The following is a 17,598-nucleotide window of genomic DNA, read 5'->3' on the forward strand; positions in this document are numbered from 1 at the left end:
ACCGATCCATCACCGAAGGAGCACATCATGAAGAATTCACGATTCCCGCACCTGAACGTCGCCGCTGCGACCGGGGCGACAGCGCTGCTCGTCCTCGTCGCCGCACCTCTGCCCGCTACGGCGGCAACGAGCCCCGCGGCGAGCGCCGCCGCACCCGCCGCCGTGAGCGAACAGGCCGGCTGGCTGCGTCTCGGCCATCTCTCGCCCGACACCAAGTCGGTCGACGTGCGCGTCTCGGCGGTCAGCGGCGGATCCACGCTGTTCGAGTTGGACGGCGTGGGATACGGGGACGTCTCCGACTACCGGGAGCTTCCCGCGGGCAGCTACACCGTGAGCATGGTGCCGGCCGGAGCCTCCGGATCGAGCGTCCCGGTGATCTCCGAGACCGTGACGATCGAGAGCGGCACCGCGACGACCGTCGCCGCCTACGGCCCGACCGCCGACCTCCAGGTGCGAGCGTTCGATGACGATCTGACCCAGCCGGCGGCCGGCGCCGCCCGCATCCGGTTGATCCAGGCGTCGACCGTCACCCCCGAGGTCGATGTCACGACGGCACAGGGCGACGCGATCGCGCGAGATGCCAAGGCAGGTTCCGCCACCGGTTATGCGGAGATCCCCGCGGGCGATTGGACGCTCGACCTGAGCGGCGACGGCGTGACCGACACCGCCGATGTCTCGGTCACGCCGGGCAGCGTCACGACCCTGTTCGTCCTCGACACCTCCAGCGGCGGGCTGACCATCCTGCCGATCCTCGACAGCTCGTCGGTGGGCGACGTCCCCGACGGCGGTGTCGACACCGGTGGCGGCTACCTGTCGTCGGCGGAGGTGGAGTCGACCACGCCCGCGAAGTTCCGGGGAGAGGCGCTCTGATGCGACGCAACACACTGATCGCCGTCGCGGCGGGCGCTGTGCTGGTGACCGCCGGCACCGCCGTGGTCGCGGTCGGCGTGAGCACCTCGGATCACGCGCCTCCCGAGGCGAAGCCCGAGGCCACCTCCACCGCTCTGCCGCCGTCGGGAGCCGAGGGTCCCGCTCTCGACGCCCCGGAGCTGGCGACCGCGTTCCTCGATGACTGGGTCGAGGGCGGAAGGGTGGTCCGCCACGATGAAGGCGGCGACACCGTGAGCGAGGGGCAGGCCTACGGTCTGTTCGCCGCGGTGATCGCCGAGGACGAAGAACGTTTCGACGAGATCTGGGAGTGGACCCAGGAGGAACTCGTGCGTCCGGACGGGCTGATGGCCTGGCGCTGGGATGACGGCGAGGTCGTCGACGACGAGCCCGCATCGGATGCCGATCTCGACGCCGCGCGCGCCCTCGTCCTGGCGGGCGACCGGTTCGGTCGCGCAGACCTCCGCGAGGACGGCGTCGAACTCGCTGCCGTGATCGCCGATCGGCTGACCGTCGAGACCGATCGTGGACGCATCCTGCTTCCGGGCCTGTGGGCAGCAGATCGTCAGCCCTACGCGTACAACCCGAGTTATGCCTCGCCTGTCGCGTTCGAGCTGCTCGGCACCGCCACGGGAGACCCGCGGTGGACCGAGCTGCAGGCAGGCAGTGCGAATGTGACGAGCGAGATCCTTAACGCGACCGATCTGCCTCCGGACTGGGCGCAGGTGCACGCTGACGGACTGATCGAGCCCATGCCGGGCCCCCTCGGCGAGGGCGATCCCGTGCAGTACGCGTTCGACGCTCCCCGGCTCCTCCTGCGCTACGCGGAGTCGTGCGCGCCCGACGACATCGCGCTCGCCGGCCTCCCCTATTCGACGCTCGACCGCGAGCAGGACGTGTCGGCCCGTCTCGACCTCGGAGGCGGCGCTCTGGTGGAGGAGCAGTCGCCGCTCGGCTTTACCGCCCGCGCCGCGTCCGCTCAGGCAGCCGGCGACGGCGCGGCCGCCACAGCAGACCTCGAGCGCGCCGCAGACCTTGCCACCGAGTTCCCGACGTACTACGGCACCGCGTGGGTCATGCTGTCGACCGCGATGCTCACCGACGACGCCCTCGGCGGCTGCGGGACGGGACGGGTCTGATGTCCAGGAGCAGCGCGACCCGAACCGTCGTCGCCGCCGCGGGGGCTCTCGTGCTCGCGCTGCTTCTGAGCGCCTGCGGAGCGACTGACGCGGCATCCTCACCGTCGTCATCTCCGAGTCCGGGCGCATTCTCGGCCGGCGGCCTGCAGGATCCCTCCGCACCGGAGCCGGTTGCGGATGCCTCGCCGCCGACGCGGGTGCAGATCCCCGCGATCGGCGTCGACACGACGCTGGAGAATCTGACGATCGATGCGAGCGGACGCCTCGCTGCCCCCGTCGACTTCGACCTCGCCGGATGGTACTCCGGCGGAGTCGTGCCGGGCCAGGTGGGTCCGGCGATCATCGCCGGCCATGTGGACTCGCCCACCGCGCCGGCCGTGTTCGCCGACATCGGCGCGCTTGCAGCCGGGGACGAGATCTTCGTCACCCTCGCCGACGGATCGGCACTCACCTTCGTGGTCAGCGGCACGACCCAGTCGGCGAAAGCGGAGTTCCCCACCGCAGCCGTCTACAGCAACGTCCCCGCCCCCGAACTGCGACTGATCACCTGCGGCGGAATCTTCGACCCGTCCACCGGCCATTACCTCGACAACCTCATCGTCTTCGCGGAACTCCGCGACTGACTCCGGCGAAAGGACCCCCATGAACGAGACACTCGTCATCATCCCGACCTTCAACGAGATCGAGAACATCGAGGCGATCGTCGACCGCGTCCTCGCAGCCGCCGACGCCGACATCCTCATCGTCGACGATTCCTCTCCCGATGGCACGGGCGAGCTGGCGGATGCGCTCGCCGAGCACCACCCCCAGGTCAACGTGCTGCATCGCACCGAGAAGAACGGACTCGGAGGCGCCTACCTCGCCGGTTTCGCCTGGGGTCTCGAACGCGACTACTGGGCGCTCGTCGAGATGGACGCCGACGGCTCCCACCGCCCTGAGGAGCTGCCGAAGCTCGTCGAGCAGCTGATCGACCACGACCTGGTCCTCGGATCCCGCTGGGTTCCCGGCGGCCGCGTGGTCAACTGGTCACGCCACCGCGAGGTGCTGAGCCGGGGAGGCAACCTCTACGCACGTCTCGCTCTCGGCATCGACGTGCGCGACTCGACCGGCGGATACCGGGTGTTCAGCGCCGCTGCTCTGCGCGGCATCGACCTCGCCCACGTCGCCTCGCAGGGGTACTGCTTTCAGGTCGACCTGCTGTGGCGGGCCCTCGAACGCGGACTCCGTGTCGTCGAGGTCCCCATCACCTTCGTCGAGCGTGTGCACGGGGAATCGAAGATGAGCGGCTCGATCGTCTCCGAATCCCTGGCCCTGGTGACCTGGTGGGGTCTACGCCGTCGACTCACGGCGATCGGGCTGTTCCTTCGCGGCGGCCAGAGGCTGCGTTCGGTCAGGGCGCTCTCCCACCGGATGCTCCCGCCAGTGCGCTCGTGATCTGCGCACGCCCTCGGATCGCCCGAAAGGGGTGACGAGGCCGCTCTCGTCGTGTCCGCTCGGTGTCAGGATGATGCCGCGCACGACGTGGCACGGCATCATCCGGGGCGAGAGGATCGAGAGCGCGATGGAAGAGTCGGCAGAGCAGCGCTCACGGTCTCACGGCCGAACTCGCGCCGCCGGCACGAGAGTCCTCGTTGTGCTGGCGTGCGCGGCGATCACGCTGGCCGGAGTGTTCCTGCTCCGGGATGTGATCGCACCGCTCGCCGTAGCCCTGGTCATCGTCGTGATCTGCAGTCCGGCGAGCACTGCCCTCGCCCGACGAGGGTGGCCACGGAGCATCGGCGTCGCGGCCATCGTCGTGCTCGCCTACTCCGTACTGCTCTCGATGGGCGCGCTCGTCTGGATCGCCGGCGTGCAGTTCACCCGGCTTCTCCGAGATCTCTCCCCCGGCGGTGATCTGGCCCACGCCGCCGGGCAGCTCGACGGTTGGGTGTCCGGCGCTCTCGGACCACCGGGCGCCGACGCATCCGGCGCCGACGCATCCGGCGCCGATGCATCCGGCGCTGCCGTGACCGGGTTGCTCCGCCTCGTCGCCGGTGCGAGCTCGGCTGCCGTCGGCATCGCCGTCGCCCTCTTCCTCGTCTGCGCGTACGTGGTCGTGATGGCGGTGGATGCCGGGCGATACCAGCGCGCCTCGATCGTGTTCGGCGCCCGCAGGGCCGAGACGATCGCGCGGATCGCGCGCCTGAACTCCGACATCCGTCGCTACTACGTCGTCAACACCGTCTTCGGCGCGATCGTCGCCACGATCGACGGCCTGGCGCTGTGGTGGCTCGGGGTCCCTGCGCCCCTCCTCTGGGCGGTGCTGGCCTTCGTCACGAACTTCATCCCGAACATCGGGTTCGTCATCGGGCTCATCCCCCCGGCGATCCTCGCCCTCGCCGTCGGCGGCTGGCCCCTGCTGCTCGGGGTCGTGGCCGTCTACTGCCTCGTGAACGTCGTGCTGCAGGTGTTCGTCCAGCCCAAGTTCGTGAGCGATGCGGTCGGACTGAGCCTGACTCTGAGCTTCTTCGCGGTCGTGTTCTGGACGGTGATCATCGGACCGGTCGGCGCCCTGCTGGCGGTCCCGCTGACTCTGCTCGCTCGAGACTTGCTGCTCGGCGGCAGGGACGACGACACCGTGTGGCTGCGGTGGGTGTCCGGAGATCGCGGAGCGATCCCCTCTGCGCACGAGATCGCGCGCGGCTCTCCACGCGAGAACACCCGCCGAGAGGGGCGGCGCATCCCCTGGAATCAGCACGGGATCCGAAGGCGACCGTCATGACCGACGACATGTCCTCGACCGCCCGAGAGCTGCCGCGCTGGACCGTCCGCCGGCTGCTCGTACTGTCGCTGCCGAGCGTGGTGATCGGCGTGGTCTCCGCGCTGATCCTGTTCGGACTCGACGAAGTGGCCGCGCTCCTCCAGCACGCCCTCTGGTCAGGACTGCCGGCTCTCGCAGGCATCGATCCGGACTCGCCGTGGTGGATCCTGTCGGTGCTCACCCTGACAGGACTCGCGATCGGGCTCGGAGTACAGCTGCTTCCCGGACACGGCGGTCGGGACTCCGCGACGACCGACCTCATCGCGCCGCCGCTGCCTCTGGCCGCGCTCCCGTCTCTCGCTCTGGTGAGCGTGCTGGGACTCGCGGGCGGAGTCAGCCTGGGGCCTGAGAGTCCGATCATCGCCATCAACACCGGCATCCTCGTCGCGGCCTTCGGCAGCCTGTGGCCCGGCATCTCGAGAGAACTGGTCGTGCTGGTCACCGCCGCCGGGACGATCGGCGCACTGTTCGGCACACCCGTCGCCGCAGCGCTCGTCTTCACCGGGGTCGTCGGATCCATCGCGTCGGGAGCGCTCTGGGACAAGCTCTTCCTGCCCCTGCTCGCCGCCGGAGCAGGCTCCGTGACGATGTCACTGCTGAGCCATCCGGAGTTCGCCGTCCCGCTGCCCGCCTACGACACGGTCGCCGCGATCGATCTGCTGAGCGCGAGCGTGATCGCGGCTGTCTCCGCAGCGATCGGGATCGGCGCGTCCGCGGTCTTCCCGTTGCTGCACCGCTCGTTCCGGCTCCTTCGCCACCCGGCCCTCTACGTGACGCTCGGCGGCGCGCTGCTGGGGGTGCTCGGCGCCATCGGCGGTCCGATCACCCTGTTCAAAGGCCTCGAGCAGACTGCCGCCATCACTGCGAACAGAGCCGACTACAGCGTCGCCGAGCTCGCCGTCATCGTCGCCGTCAAGGTCGTGGCGCTGATGATCGCGGCAGCAGCCGGGTTCCGCGGCGGGCGGGTCTTTCCCGCTGTGTTCATCGGCACCGCGATCGGAGTCCTCGCGAACGCCGCAGTCCCCGGCATCCCGGTGAGCCTCGCGGTCGCCGCAGGCGTGCTGGGCATGGTGCTCGCGGTCTCGCGCGACGGGTGGATCGCCCTCTTCATCGCCGTCGCGGTGACCGGCAGCGTCACCGTGCTCGCCGTATTGTGCGTCGCCGTCCTGCCGACATGGCTGCTGGTGTCGCGCGCACCGGAGATGGTGATCCACGCCCGGCCAGAGGAGTCTCCGGCACCGCTGCGACCCGAGACGAGCTGAGCGGAGAACCCTCGGTCAGATCTTGATCGGGAAGGTGAGCAGGATCACGAAGCCGACGACCGCGATGGCAGCGCTCAGAGCGAGGAACGTCCTGCGGCGCCAGGCGGCGCTCTGGTGCTGCGACAGCGCGGCGAAGAAGAGCACCAGGGCGAACAGCACCGTCAGCAGCGAATAGTCGTCGCCCCGCTGGTTGTTGGCGAGGGCCTCGTCGAACTTGGCGTCGGCTCGGGCATTGAGCTCCTCTGCCTCGACCGCCCCTGGCGGCACGTACTCCTCCATCGCGAAGGGGCCCTGGGATGCGCGGTCCTCGGCGTTCCAGGCGTCGAAGGCGAGCGCGAACTCGGGGGTGAACCGATCCTCGATGAACTGCACCAGCTCCTGTCTGCCGTCGGCCTCCGCGAGCACCCATTCGGTGTAGACCGTGAGGTCGTACTGACGCGCGGCCTGCGCCGTTCCCTCCGCCGACGCCGCCTGCACACGCGCGCTCGATGCCTGGCTGAAGGCGATCGACATCTCGCCGCCCCACTTCGACGCCTCGAAGCCGCACCAGGCGGTGATGACCGCGGTGATCGAGAGCAGGACGACCGTGAGGATGTCCAGGATCCGATCGACTCGGGGGCGATCGTGGGAGGTCTCGTTCATGCGCCCATTGTCGACGTGGACCCGGGATCACGTGCACGGCCGCTCACCCGACAGGGGTGACCGCGGCGAGCGGAAACGATGGTCACTCCGCCGGAGCCGACGTCTCCCGATCCTGACGCGGTATCCAGACCTGACGGATGATGATCAGGATCGATGCGGTGATGGGGATCGCGACGAGCGCTCCCAGGAGCCCGAGCAGCGTCGCACCGATCATCGCGCCGATGATCACGAGGACGCTCGGCACTGCGGCGGCGCGACCCATCACCCTCGGCGTCACGATGTACGCCTCGATCTGGATGTAGACGAAGTATGCGAGGACGAACACCAGAGCGGCGGTGGGGCTGACGAAGAGAGTGGCGACGCCGCCGATGACGAGGAACACCAGCGAGCCGATCATCGGCACGAGTGTGATGAAGAACGCCACGATGGCCAGCAGCGCCGGCGCGGGCGAGCCGACGACGAGCTGGAGCACGAGGACCACGGCCGCATTGATGGCCGACAGCGTGACGCCGCCGGCGACGACGCCACCCACAGACGACGTCACTTCGTCGAGCAACCGGGAGAAGCGCTCACGACGGTATTCGGGCACGAGTCGCGCTGCCGTCGTCTTGATGCTCTGCAGCGAGGCGACGAAGTAGAGCGTGAGAACCGAGACCATCACGAAGCTCGACACGGCGCCGATCACGCCGAATCCCGCCTTGAGCACTCCGCCGGAGATCGTCAGGACCGAGGACAACGTGGTGAGGGAGTGCACGCTGTCTGCGATGACGGCGGAGAGATCGACGCCGAGGTTCTGCTCGAGGCTCAGATACCAGTCGCTCTCCTGCACCGACTCGATCGTCTCCGGCGCGTTCGCGATCACCGCCGCGAGCTGGCGCACAGTGGCGGGCACGACGATGACGAGGATCGCGGCGACGAGGACGAGGAATCCGACGGCGACGATCGCCACCCCGACGGGTCGGCGCACACCGCGACGCTCCAGTGCGCGCACGGCAGGATCAAGCCCCAGAGCGAGGAACCCGCCCAGGAAGATCGACATCAACACCGTCGAGATACCCGCGATCGTCGCGGCGAGCGCGATCGCGAGGAGCACGCCGACGGCGACGGCGAATCCGGAGCGCAGCGGATATGCCGGCAGCACGCGCTGCAGACGTCCCCACCGCGGCGGAGCCGGCGGTGCGGTCGAGCCGTCTTCTACTGATGTGGTCTCGTCCACGTCAGCAGAGTAACGAGATGTTCCCGGGGGTCAGGATCGGCGCTCGCCCGCTTCGGGTGATGTGGACAGGGGCTTAGGTTGTGCACAATCTACTTGTGTGCAATTCTTGAAACATGTCCGTGACCGATGAGATGGTGTGCTTCTCCCTGTATTCCGCCGCACGCGCGACGACGCAGGCCTACCGCTCGCTCCTGGCACCGTGGGGGCTGACCTATCCCCAGTACCTGGTGCTCGCGATCCTCTGGATGGAGGGCGAGCAGACGGTCGGCTCACTCGGCGATGCGATGCAGCTCGATTCGGGCACACTCTCCCCTCTCGTCCGCCGCCTCGAGCAGGCGGGTTACGTCGCACGGGCGCGAAGCTCGGCCGATGAGCGGGTCGTCACAGTCGGCCTGACCGACGCAGGAACGGCACTCCGCTCCGAGGTCGCACCGGTCCACACCGCGATCGCCGCCCTCGCCGGCATGCAGGACGACGACCAGCGTCACCGCCTGATCGCCGAGCTTCACGAACTCACCGCACGACTGCAGAGTTCCGCAGCCGTGCCCGCACCCTCTGCGCGCGCGCCGCGCGCCGACTGACCCCAAACCCGGAAGGAATCCACACGATGGACGCTCTCTACACCGCCGAAGCACTCGCCACCGGAGCAGGACGAAACGGCCGCGTCGCGACCGGCGAAGGTCGCCTCGACCTCGACCTCGCCATCCCGAAGGAGATGGGCGGCAGCGGAGACGGCGCGAACCCCGAGCAGCTGTTCGCCGCCGGCTACGCGGCCTGCTTCCACTCCGCACTGCAGACGGTCGCCCGCGCACAAAAGGTGAAGATCACCGATTCCTCTGTCGGCGCTCGCGTGCAGATCGGCTCGAACGGCGAGGGCGGATTCGGCCTCGCCGTGCAGCTCGAGGTCGTCATCCCCGACCTCCCCCACGACCAGGCCCAGGCTCTCGCCGATGCCGCGCACCAGGTCTGCCCCTACTCCAATGCCACGCGGGGCAACATCGACGTCGCGATCACCGTCACCGACGACTGATCCGCTCGACACCCTCCACCACGACCGATCCCACAAGGAGAACATCATGCGAGCCCTCACCCACGACACCTTCGGCGATCCCGAGCAGGTTCTGACCGTCACCGACCGCCCCACGCCCGAGCCCGGCCCCGGCCAGGTGCGGCTGCGGATCGTGCTCTCGCCGATCCACAACCACGACCTCTGGACGATTCGCGGCACCTACGGCTTCAAGCCCGAGCTGCCCGCAGCATCCGGCACCGAGGCGCTCGGCATCGTGGATGCACTGGGCGAGGGCGTCGAGAACCTCACCGTCGGCCAGCGGGTCGCCACGGGCGGCACGTTCGGCGCCTGGGCCGAGTACGTCGTCGCGAATGCCGCAGGACTCATCCCCGTATCCGAGTCGCTGAGCGATGAGAGCGCCGCACAGCTGGTCTCGATGCCGTTCAGCACGATCAGCCTGCTGCAGTTCCTGGGCGCCGAGAAGGGCGACTGGATCGTCCAGAACGCGGCGAACGGCGCCGTGGGCCGCATGCTCGCCCAGCTGGGCGCAGCGCGGGGCGTGAACGTCATCGGCCTCGTGCGCCGTGCTGCAGGTGTCGACGAGCTTCGCGAGCAGGGCATCGAGAACGTCGTCTCGACCGATCAGGACGACTGGCGCGAGCAGGTCGCGAAGCTGACCGGCGGGGCGCACATCGCGTTCGGCGTCGACTCGGTCGGCGGATCGTCCGCGGGTGACGTGCTGTCGCTCCTCGGCGAGGGTGGGACGCTCGTCGCCTTCGGCGCGATGAACTCCCCCACCATGGAGATCGCGTCCGGCGACGTCATCTTCAAGCAGGCCACGGTCAAGGGCTTCTGGGGCAGCAAGGTCATCCAGACCATGGATGCCGCCACGCGTGGCGCCCTGTTCGGCGAGCTGATCCAGCGCGTCACCGAGGGAACCCTCACCCTTCCGGTGGCCGGCGTCTTCGACGCGGCGGACGCAGCAGACGCCGTGCGTGCGAGCAACACTGCCGGCCGCGTCGGCAAGGTCCTGCTGAAGTTCTGACCTGAGCTGAGCTGAGCGGGGCGGGGCGGGGCGGGCTCAGCGCCCGCCCCGCTCACTCCTCGCCGAGCCCCTCGCGGATGTCCGCACCCGGGTGCAGAATCGGCGCATGGAGATCACACTCGCACAGCCGGCAGGACTCGTCGTGAGCCCCGCCTTCAGCCATGTCGCCGTCATCCCCCCAGAGGCGACGACGATCCTCGTCGGCGGTCAGAACGGCGTCGACGAGACCGGAGCACTCGTCTCGACAGATGCCGCCGAGCAGTCGCTCCGGGCCGTCCAGAACGCTCGCACCGCCCTGGAGTCCGCAGGCGCGGGCCTCGATGACGTCGTCAGCTGGACCATCCTCATCCACCAGGACGCCGACCTCCGTGCCGCCTACGGAGCCGTCGCCTCGACGCTCGCGCGAGACGGCGCTCCTCCCCTGGTCACCGCCGCACTCGTCGCAGGGCTCGGTGTGCCGGGGGCTCTGATCGAGGTGAGCGCGGTGGCCGCCGTCATCCGCGAGTGATGAGCGCAGGCGGACGACTCAGATCCTGCCACGCACCGGCGTGCGCTCAGCCGAGTCGCCGCCGTCAGGCATCGTCATCTCCGCGCGCACGCCGAGAAGTCTCACCTCGCGCTGCGGATCGAGCGTTTCTCCGAGGGCGAGAGCGGCGGCGATCACCTCGTCACGCTCTGCGGTCGGAGACGCGAGCTTGCGCCCGAAGGTCTTCGTCTCGAACGGCGCGTACCGCACCTTGAGGTGCACACGCACGACCGCCCGCCCCTCGTCGGCACAGTCGTCGAAAGCATGACCGGCGAGCTCCGCGAGCGCGGCCTGAATCTCGGCGGGCGTGGTGAGGTTCTGCTGATAGGTCGTCTCGCGGCTGTGGCTCCGCGCCACCCACGGAGTCGGATCGACCACAGTCGGCCCGAGACCTGATCCGAGTCCGTGATACCAGACGCCCATCCGCGGACCGAACTCGGAGACGAGCAGGTCCTCGTCGGCATCCGCAAGCTCTCGCACCGTCTGGATGCCGTGGGCCGCGAGCCTCTTCTGCACCTTCGGCCCGACTCCCCAGAGATCACGGGTCGGCTTGTCCCCCATCACCTCGAACCAGTTCTCGACGGTGAGGCGGAACACGCCTCGCGGCTTGCCGAACTCCGTCGCGATCTTCGCGCGCACCTTGTCGTCACCGATTCCCACCGAGCAGTGCAGTCCTGTCGCCTCGAGCACGGCGGCCTGAGCCGAGCGTGCCACGCTCTCAGGGTCATCGGTGTCGACCCCGAGGAAGCACTCGTCCCAGCCGATGACCTCGAGCACCACACCGGGCAGGGCACGCAGCGCTGACATCACCTCGGTCGATGCGGCCTCATACGCCTCGTGGTCGACGGGGAGGAACACGGCATCCTCCGGCGCCTTCCGCGCCGCGATCTTGAGCGGCATGCCCGACCCGATGCCGAACGCCCGCGCTTCATACGACGCCGTGGACACGACCGCGCGCTCCGTCGGATCGCCGCGGCCCCCGACGATCACCGGAAGGCCGGCGAGCTCGGGCCTGCGCAGCACCTCGACCGCAGCGATGAACTGATCCATGTCCACGTGCAGCACCCAGTCGGCCATGCCTCGAGTGTGGCCCGAGTCCGCCGGGTTGTCACCCCTCGCGAGCGGTCAGCGGAGCTGTCAGCCGACGGCGACACCGATGGCCGTCGCGATCACGGCGAGCAGCGGCAGCGTGCCCTGCATAGCCGCCGCGCGCAGCTTCGACGGGTCGGAGAGCACGAGCACGAGAGCGGCGGCCAGCATCATGCCGGTGCCGGCGAACACCAGGGTCAGGCCGACCGTCGTGAATCCGATGATCACGAAGCCGACGCCGAGCAGCGCGGTCAGCGCCAGAAAGAGGTTGTAGAACCCCTGGTTGAAGGCGAGCGCCTTCATCGTGATGGCGTCGGCCTCGGTGGCGACACCGAAGAGCTTCCTCGTCTCGGGCTCGGTCCACTTCAGCGACTCGAGCGCGAAGATGAAGACATGGAATGCGGCTGCGGCCGCGGCGAGGACGAGTCCGACGATGAGCATGAGTCGATCGTATCGACCCGCGGAACTCTAGAGCAGGAAGATCGGCAGGAGTCCGGGATTGTGCGCGTGCACGAGCACGGCGAACACGACCGCGTCGAAGAGCAGATGCACCGTCACCACGTATGCGAGCGAGTGCGTGCGCATGAAGATGAACCCCTGCAGCAGCGCGAACGGAATCGTGAGCAGTGGTCCCCACTCGCGGTACCCGAGCTCCCAGAGGAACGAGACGAACACGATCATCTGCAGCACGTTGGCAAGCGCATCCGGAAAGTGGCGACGCAGCAGGGCGAAGACCGTGCAGATGAAGAAGAGCTCGTCCCAGATGCCGACCGCGCCGACGCCGACGAAGAGCCGGGCGATGAGGTCGGGCGAATCGACGACCGGCCAGTTCTGATACACACCGCTGGTGATGAAGTAGAACGGCAGGATCAGCCAGCCCAGCACCAGCACCGCGACCAGCCATCCCCACTGCAGGCGGCCCCAGCGACGATGCGCACGCCAGGGAAAACTGATCGCGCGGTCGCGGAAGACGAAGCGCGACACCACGTACGGCACCGCGACCGCGCCACCGAGGGCGAGTGTGAAGCGCAGCATGGCGAGGTTGTCGAGCTCGGCGGCGAGCGGGATCACGCTCACGATGAGCATGCCCAGGGCGATCAGGGCGAGGTCGCGGGTGAGCGAGGGCTGACGGGCCACCCCGATGACGCGGGCCGTCTCGCGTCGGGATCCGACGCTCACGGTCTGGTCGGCGACGACGGGGCGTCCGCGTTCGACGAGCCACGCTCCCCCGACACCGAGCGCGAGCAGCGCCCAGCCGAGCCAGGCGGTCTCGAGGACGAAGAACGCCGGTGCCGCCGCGCAGACCAGAAGTGCGGGGATCACAGCGGGCCAGGTCGCAGACCTGCGCTGCACGTCGGTCACGCGCGCGACTTCCGCCGATACACGAGGTCGCGGATGTCGCGCCCCTTGGCGATCCCCTTGCGCTCGAAGGCGGTCATCACCCGTCCGTCGAACCGCTCGGCCCATTCGCCGTCGAAGGCGCGCTCGTACAGCGGATCGGCATCGAGCACCTCGCGCATCTGCAGCGCGTAGTCCTCCCAGTCCGTCGCGAGTCGCAGCAGTCCGCCGTCACGCAGCGCCCGCGCGGCCGTCTCGCCGAATCCCGGTCGCACGAGCCGACGCTTGGTGTGCTTCTTCTTGTGCCACGGATCGGGGAAGAAGATCCAGACCTCGGCAGCCGCAGCCTCAGGCAGGTACGACGAGAGCACCTCCGGCGCGTTCGCCTCGACGACGCGCACATTGCGGGCACCCTCGCGATCCGCGTCCAGCATCGTGCGGGCAAGTCCCGCGCGGAAGACCTCGACGGCGAGGAAGTCGTCGTCCGGGCGGGACGATGCGGCAGCCACGATCGCGTGTCCCTGGCCGGATCCGATCTCGACGTACAGATCTGCATCTCGGCCGTACTCGACGCTCGGGTCGAGTCGCGCCTCGGGATGCACCGAGGTCCAGGCGACGTCGCGCGGCACGTCGAGCAGATAGTGCGGGCCGAGCTCGTCGAAGGCTCGTTCCTGCGCGTCGGACATCCGCCCGCTGCGGCGCACGAAGGACACCGGTTCGTCACGGAAGGTGCGGGGTTCGGGCATGCTTCCAGGGTAGTCGGCGGCGTCCGGAGTCACGGACCGGAGATCAGTCGGCAGGAGCCGTCACGAAGTCGATGAGCTCTTCGACCCGACCCAGCAGCGCGGGTTCGAGATCCCGATACGTGTGCACCTTCGACAGGATGTGCTGCCAGGCACGACCCGTGTCGCCCTGCGTCTCGTGCGGCCAGCCGAACGCCCGGCAGATCCCGGTCTTCCAATCGGTGCCCCGCGGGATCTCCGGCCACTTCGCGATCCCCAGGGCGCGCGGCGTCACGCACTGCCAGACGTCGACGAACGGATGGCCCACGATGCGCACATGCCGGCCGTGCGGGCCGCGGGCGACCGCCTCCGCGACACGCGACTCCTTCGAGCCTGGCACCAGGTGGTCGACGAGCACTCCGTACCGACGAGACGCGGTCGGCGGCTCCGCGGCGAGCAGATCGTCGAGCAGGTCGACTCCCTGCAGGAACTCGACGACGACGCCCTCGACGCGCAGGTCGGCTCCCCAGACCTTCTCCACCAGCTCGGCGTCGTGCTTTCCCTCGACGAGGATGCGGCTGGGCAGGGCGATCCGTGCACGCTGGTCGGCGACCACGAAGGATCCCGAGGCGGTGCGCCTGGCGCCCTGCTCCTTCGGGGCGGGGACGGTGAGCCGCACCGGCGCTCCGTCGATCAGGAATCCGCCGCCGAGAGGGAAGAGCCGCTTGCGTCCGAGCCGATCCTCGAGCTCGACGTTCCCTCCCTGCACGCGTGTGACCGCACCGCAGTAGCCGTCGTCCGCGACCTCGACGACGAGATCGACCTCGGCGGGCACCTGAGGCACCGGCTTCGCCGCGCGCTCCCGCCAACCAGCCGCGAGCACATCCGATCCGTACCTGTCGTCCATGCCCTCCAGCGTATGTGTCTCCGCTGAGGGCGAACGGCTATCGCCGCTCGGATGCTGTCGCGTGTCGGCCTGTGTGCATAGACTCGTGCCATGGGGCTCGGCTGCCGGTCGGAGGGAACACGATGAAGACACGGTGGCTGGCGCTGGCCGCACTCACTGCGGCTGCAGCGGCCGGAGCATTCTCCGCATCCGCCGCGTCCGCGACCGACCCGGTCACGCTCGACTCCGGGTACGTGACCGATGACGCCGGGGTTCTCTCTCCCAGCCAGGAGGATGCGGTCGAGGCGCGACTCCAGACCCTCAGCGACAACTCCTCCGCCGACCTCTTCGTGGTGCTGGTCGACGATTTCACCTCTCCCACCGACAACGTCGAGTGGGCTGACACCGTCGCCGAGAACAACAATCTCGGGTCCGAGCAGTATCTGCTCGCCATCGCGGTCGAGGGCCGGAGCTACTACATCTCCGCCGCCCCTGACGGTCCGCTGAGCGACAGCAAGCTCGACGACGTCGAGAACCAGATCCAGAGCCTGGCCGCCCAGAACGACTGGGAGGGCGCGATCACCCTCGCGGCAGACGAGATCCAGGGCGACGGCGGGGCCGGCGCGCTCCGCACCACGCTCATCGTCGTCGGGGTCGTCGCTCTCGGACTCATCGTCTGGCTGATCGTCGCGCTCATCCGCCGGTCCCGGCGCAACGCCGAGATCCGCCGCCGAGGTGCGATGCCCGAGCGCCCCGACCCCAACGACCCCTTCTCCACCCTGACCGACGAGCAGGTGCAGACGCAGGCGGGCGCCGCGCTCGTGCAGGCGGATGACGCCATCACGTCGAGCAGGGAGGAGCTCGGCTTCGCCGTGGCCCAGTTCGGCGAAGCGGCGACCTCGACCTTCAGCGGAGCCGTCGAGTCGGCCAAGGCGAAGATGTCCGAGGCCTTCGACCTCAAGCAGAAGCTCGACGACGAGATCGAGGACACCGTCCACGACCGCCGTGCCTGGCACATCCGCATCATCCAGATCTGCGATGAGATCGACGACGTCCTCGACGACAACACCGAGGCTTTCGACGCACTCCGCAAGCTCGAGCAGAACGCTCCGCAGGAGCTCGAGCGGGTCCGCGGCGAGCGGGCAGCACTCGACACGCTGCTCGCGAGTGCTGAGCCTGCTCTCGCGGCGCTCTCGAGCACGTTCGACCAGGCATCCCTCGTGACCGTCGTCGACAACCCGGCACAGGCCCGCGAGCGCGCCGCTCTCGCCGACCGCTCCATCGACGCCGCTGCCCAGGCGATCGGTGCTGGGCGCTCAGGAGAGGCCGCGTTCGCGATCCGCACCGCCGAGCAGTCGGTCGCGCAGGCGGCCCAGCTGGTGCACGCGATCACAGCGCTGGGCGCCGAACTCGCGAGCATCGAGTCGCAGGCCCAGGCTCTGGTCGCCGAGCTGCAGGCCGACATCGCCACCGCGCAGCAGCTGCCCGACACGGGCGGCGTCCTGTCATCGGCGGCCGCGGCGACCTCACAGCAGCTGCAGCAGGCGCAGGCCGCCCTCGCCGGCAACTCACGCAGCCCTCAGCGGGTGCTCGAGGCGCTCACCGCGGCGAACGCCCAGATCGACGCGGCGATCGCGCAGGGAACCCAGGCCGTCGAGCGAGCCAGACGAGCGCAGCAGATGCTCGAGCAGACGCTGACGCAGGCGGGATCCGAGATCCGCGCCGCGCGCGAGTACATCGAGACGCGGCGCGGCACCGTCGGATCCACCGCGCGCACCCGCCTGTCGCAGGCGGAAGCCACGCTCACGCAGGCACTGAACCTGCGTGCCACCGACCCCGAGGCGGCGCTCACCGAGGCGGGTCGCGCCCTCGACCTCGCCCGACAGGCGACGTCTTCGGCGCAGGCCGATGTCGCGGCGATGAGCCCGAGCAGCTATCAGAACGGCTGGGGCGGCGGTGGCGGAAGCATCTTCGGCGGTGGTGGCGGTTCGGGAGGTTCCGGCCTCGGCGGCGACATCCTCGGTGGCATCATCGGCGGCCTCCTGTCCGGCGGCGGCGGAGGCGGAGGATCCTCCCGGAGCAGCAGCTGGCGATCCAGCGGTGGTGGCGGATTCCGCAGCTCCGGCTTCGGCGGAGGCGGCGGCAGCCGCTCCAGCGGCCGCAGCGGCCGTTCGGGAGGGCGACGCTTCTGAACCGCACACACCACGACCCCAGACATCGAGTCCGACCCTCTGAAAGGAACCACGCATGACCAAGCAGTCCATCTTCGGACGTATCTCGACCCTCGTCCGCGCGAACATCAACTCGCTCCTGGACTCTGCGGAAGACCCGCAGAAGATGATCGACCAGCTCGTCCGTGACTACACGAACAGCATCGCCGACGCCGAATCGGCGATCGCCGAGACCATCGGCAACCTGCGCCTCCTCGAGCGCGACCACGAAGAGGACGTCCAGGCGGCCACGGAGTGGGGCAACAAGGCCCTCGCCGCGAGCCGCAAGGCCGACGAGATGCGCTCGACCGGCGACGCCCCCGACGCCGACAAGTTCGACAACCTCGCCAAGATCGCGCTCCAGCGCCAGATCAGCGCGGAGCGCGAGGCCACGGGTGCCGAGCCGCAGATCGCCGCTCAGACCGAGATCGTCGACAAGCTGAAGTCCGGCCTCAACGGCATGAAGGACAAGCTGGGCGAGCTGAAGAACAAGCGCAGCGAGCTCCTCGCCCGCGCCAAGGTCGCCGAGGCGCAGACCAAGGTGCAGGACGCGGTCTCGTCGATCAACGTCCTCGACCCGACCAGCGAGCTGGGCCGCTTCGAAGACAAGGTCCGCCGCCAGGAGGCTCTCGCTCAGGGCAAGATCGAGCTCGCAGCCTCCAGCCTCGACGCGCAGTTCGAGAGCCTCGAGGACCTCGGAGAGCTCACCGAGGTCGAGGCACGTCTCGCCGAGCTGAAGGCGGGCGGCTCCGCCCCCCGTCAGGCCATCGAAGGTTCCTGACACACCTTGCGGATGCCCCGGACCAGCGTGTCCGGGGCATCCGCT

At 69.2% G+C, this 17,598-nt stretch carries 19 protein-coding genes; 12 read left to right on the top strand and 7 right to left on the bottom strand.

Going from position 1 to position 17,598, the window contains the following annotated elements; translation table 11 throughout:
- Window positions 1-27 precede the first annotated feature (27 nt).
- The 6 genes from ASF80_RS04470 (at window position 28) to ASF80_RS04495 (ending at window position 6,089) form a co-directional block, all read left to right on the top strand.
- On the top strand, window positions 28-870 hold the full coding sequence (locus ASF80_RS04470) for a DUF4397 domain-containing protein (RefSeq protein WP_056308336.1): 843 nt from the start codon (window positions 28-30) through the stop codon (window positions 868-870).
- Window positions 870-2,027 (top strand): glycosyl hydrolase family 8, encoded by a 1,158-nt coding sequence (locus ASF80_RS04475; protein ID WP_056308338.1) that lies wholly within the window; start codon window positions 870-872, stop codon window positions 2,025-2,027. Before ASF80_RS04470 ends, ASF80_RS04475 begins: the two co-directional genes overlap by 1 nt.
- Window positions 2,027-2,650 (top strand): class F sortase, encoded by a 624-nt coding sequence (locus ASF80_RS04480; protein WP_056308339.1) that lies wholly within the window; start codon window positions 2,027-2,029, stop codon window positions 2,648-2,650. The genes ASF80_RS04475 and ASF80_RS04480 overlap by 1 nt, the downstream gene beginning before the upstream one ends.
- A 19-nt stretch (window positions 2,651-2,669) precedes the next feature.
- A complete protein-coding gene (locus ASF80_RS04485) occupies window positions 2,670-3,461 on the top strand; it encodes a polyprenol monophosphomannose synthase (RefSeq protein WP_056308341.1) in 792 nt (263 codons plus the stop codon).
- Window positions 3,462-3,588: 127 nt separating this feature from the next.
- Window positions 3,589-4,788 carry an AI-2E family transporter gene (locus ASF80_RS04490; protein WP_082488345.1) on the top strand — a complete coding sequence of 400 codons (1,200 nt, stop codon included), beginning with the start codon at window positions 3,589-3,591 and terminating at the stop codon, window positions 4,786-4,788.
- Window positions 4,785-6,089, top strand: coding sequence for an ion channel protein (locus ASF80_RS04495; RefSeq protein WP_235559880.1), 1,305 nt, complete (start codon window positions 4,785-4,787; stop codon window positions 6,087-6,089). The genes ASF80_RS04490 and ASF80_RS04495 overlap by 4 nt, the downstream gene beginning before the upstream one ends.
- A 15-nt stretch (window positions 6,090-6,104) precedes the next feature.
- On the opposite strand, the gene ASF80_RS04500 is transcribed toward ASF80_RS04495, so the two are convergent.
- Window positions 6,105-6,731, bottom strand: a complete 627-nt coding sequence (locus ASF80_RS04500) for a hypothetical protein (protein ID WP_056308343.1) — start codon at window positions 6,729-6,731, stop codon at window positions 6,105-6,107.
- 82 nt (window positions 6,732-6,813) lie between these two features.
- On the bottom strand, window positions 6,814-7,947 hold the full coding sequence (locus ASF80_RS04505) for an AI-2E family transporter (protein WP_056308345.1): 1,134 nt from the start codon (window positions 7,945-7,947) through the stop codon (window positions 6,814-6,816).
- 113 nt (window positions 7,948-8,060) lie between these two features.
- On the opposite strand from ASF80_RS04505, the gene ASF80_RS04510 reads away from it, so the two are divergent.
- The 4 genes from ASF80_RS04510 to ASF80_RS04525 all read left to right on the top strand — a co-directional run bounded on the left by ASF80_RS04510 (window position 8,061) and on the right by ASF80_RS04525 (window position 10,509).
- Complete coding sequence (locus ASF80_RS04510; protein WP_200934742.1) at window positions 8,061-8,528, top strand: MarR family winged helix-turn-helix transcriptional regulator; 468 nt, start codon at window positions 8,061-8,063, stop codon at window positions 8,526-8,528.
- Between the two features lie 26 nt (window positions 8,529-8,554).
- Window positions 8,555-8,977: an organic hydroperoxide resistance protein gene (locus tag ASF80_RS04515; RefSeq protein WP_056308348.1), complete on the top strand. Its 423-nt coding sequence runs from the start codon at window positions 8,555-8,557 to the stop codon at window positions 8,975-8,977.
- A 46-nt stretch (window positions 8,978-9,023) separates the two neighbouring features.
- Window positions 9,024-10,001, top strand: coding sequence for a zinc-binding dehydrogenase (locus tag ASF80_RS04520; protein WP_056308350.1), 978 nt, complete (start codon window positions 9,024-9,026; stop codon window positions 9,999-10,001).
- A gap of 106 nt (window positions 10,002-10,107) precedes the next feature.
- Complete coding sequence (locus tag ASF80_RS04525) at window positions 10,108-10,509, top strand: RidA family protein (RefSeq protein ID WP_056308352.1); 402 nt, start codon at window positions 10,108-10,110, stop codon at window positions 10,507-10,509.
- A gap of 18 nt (window positions 10,510-10,527) precedes the next feature.
- Here ASF80_RS04525 and ASF80_RS04530 read toward each other — a convergent pair whose 3' ends face one another.
- From ASF80_RS04530 to ASF80_RS04550, 5 genes are read right to left on the bottom strand one after another with little or no spacing between them, the layout of a single operon-like run.
- On the bottom strand, window positions 10,528-11,604 hold the full coding sequence (locus ASF80_RS04530; RefSeq protein ID WP_056308355.1) for a DNA polymerase IV: 1,077 nt from the start codon (window positions 11,602-11,604) through the stop codon (window positions 10,528-10,530).
- A 60-nt stretch (window positions 11,605-11,664) separates the two neighbouring features.
- The gene (locus ASF80_RS04535; protein ID WP_056308356.1) at window positions 11,665-12,057 is read right to left on the bottom strand and encodes a DUF1304 domain-containing protein; all 393 of its coding nucleotides are present in this window, start codon (window positions 12,055-12,057) and stop codon (window positions 11,665-11,667) included.
- A 27-nt stretch (window positions 12,058-12,084) separates the two neighbouring features.
- On the bottom strand, window positions 12,085-12,978 hold the full coding sequence (locus tag ASF80_RS04540) for a CPBP family intramembrane glutamic endopeptidase (RefSeq protein ID WP_056308358.1): 894 nt from the start codon (window positions 12,976-12,978) through the stop codon (window positions 12,085-12,087).
- A complete protein-coding gene (trmB, locus tag ASF80_RS04545; RefSeq protein ID WP_056308359.1) occupies window positions 12,975-13,700 on the bottom strand; it encodes a tRNA (guanosine(46)-N7)-methyltransferase TrmB in 726 nt (241 codons plus the stop codon). Before trmB ends, ASF80_RS04540 begins: the two co-directional genes overlap by 4 nt.
- Before the next feature lie 43 nt (window positions 13,701-13,743).
- Window positions 13,744-14,583: a DUF3097 domain-containing protein gene (locus ASF80_RS04550; protein ID WP_056308361.1), complete on the bottom strand. Its 840-nt coding sequence runs from the start codon at window positions 14,581-14,583 to the stop codon at window positions 13,744-13,746.
- Window positions 14,584-14,705: 122 nt separating this feature from the next.
- Between ASF80_RS04550 and ASF80_RS04555 the strand changes: the two genes are divergently transcribed.
- Window positions 14,706-16,754 carry a TPM domain-containing protein gene (locus ASF80_RS04555; RefSeq protein ID WP_056308363.1) on the top strand — a complete coding sequence of 683 codons (2,049 nt, stop codon included), beginning with the start codon at window positions 14,706-14,708 and terminating at the stop codon, window positions 16,752-16,754.
- Between the two features lie 55 nt (window positions 16,755-16,809).
- Window positions 16,810-17,553, top strand: a complete 744-nt coding sequence (locus ASF80_RS04560) for a PspA/IM30 family protein (RefSeq protein ID WP_056308365.1) — start codon at window positions 16,810-16,812, stop codon at window positions 17,551-17,553.
- The last annotated feature ends 45 nt before the right edge of the window (window positions 17,554-17,598 follow it).

It is taken from the genome of Microbacterium sp. Leaf159, assembly GCF_001423615.1.
Lineage (GTDB): Bacteria > Actinomycetota > Actinomycetes > Actinomycetales > Microbacteriaceae > Microbacterium.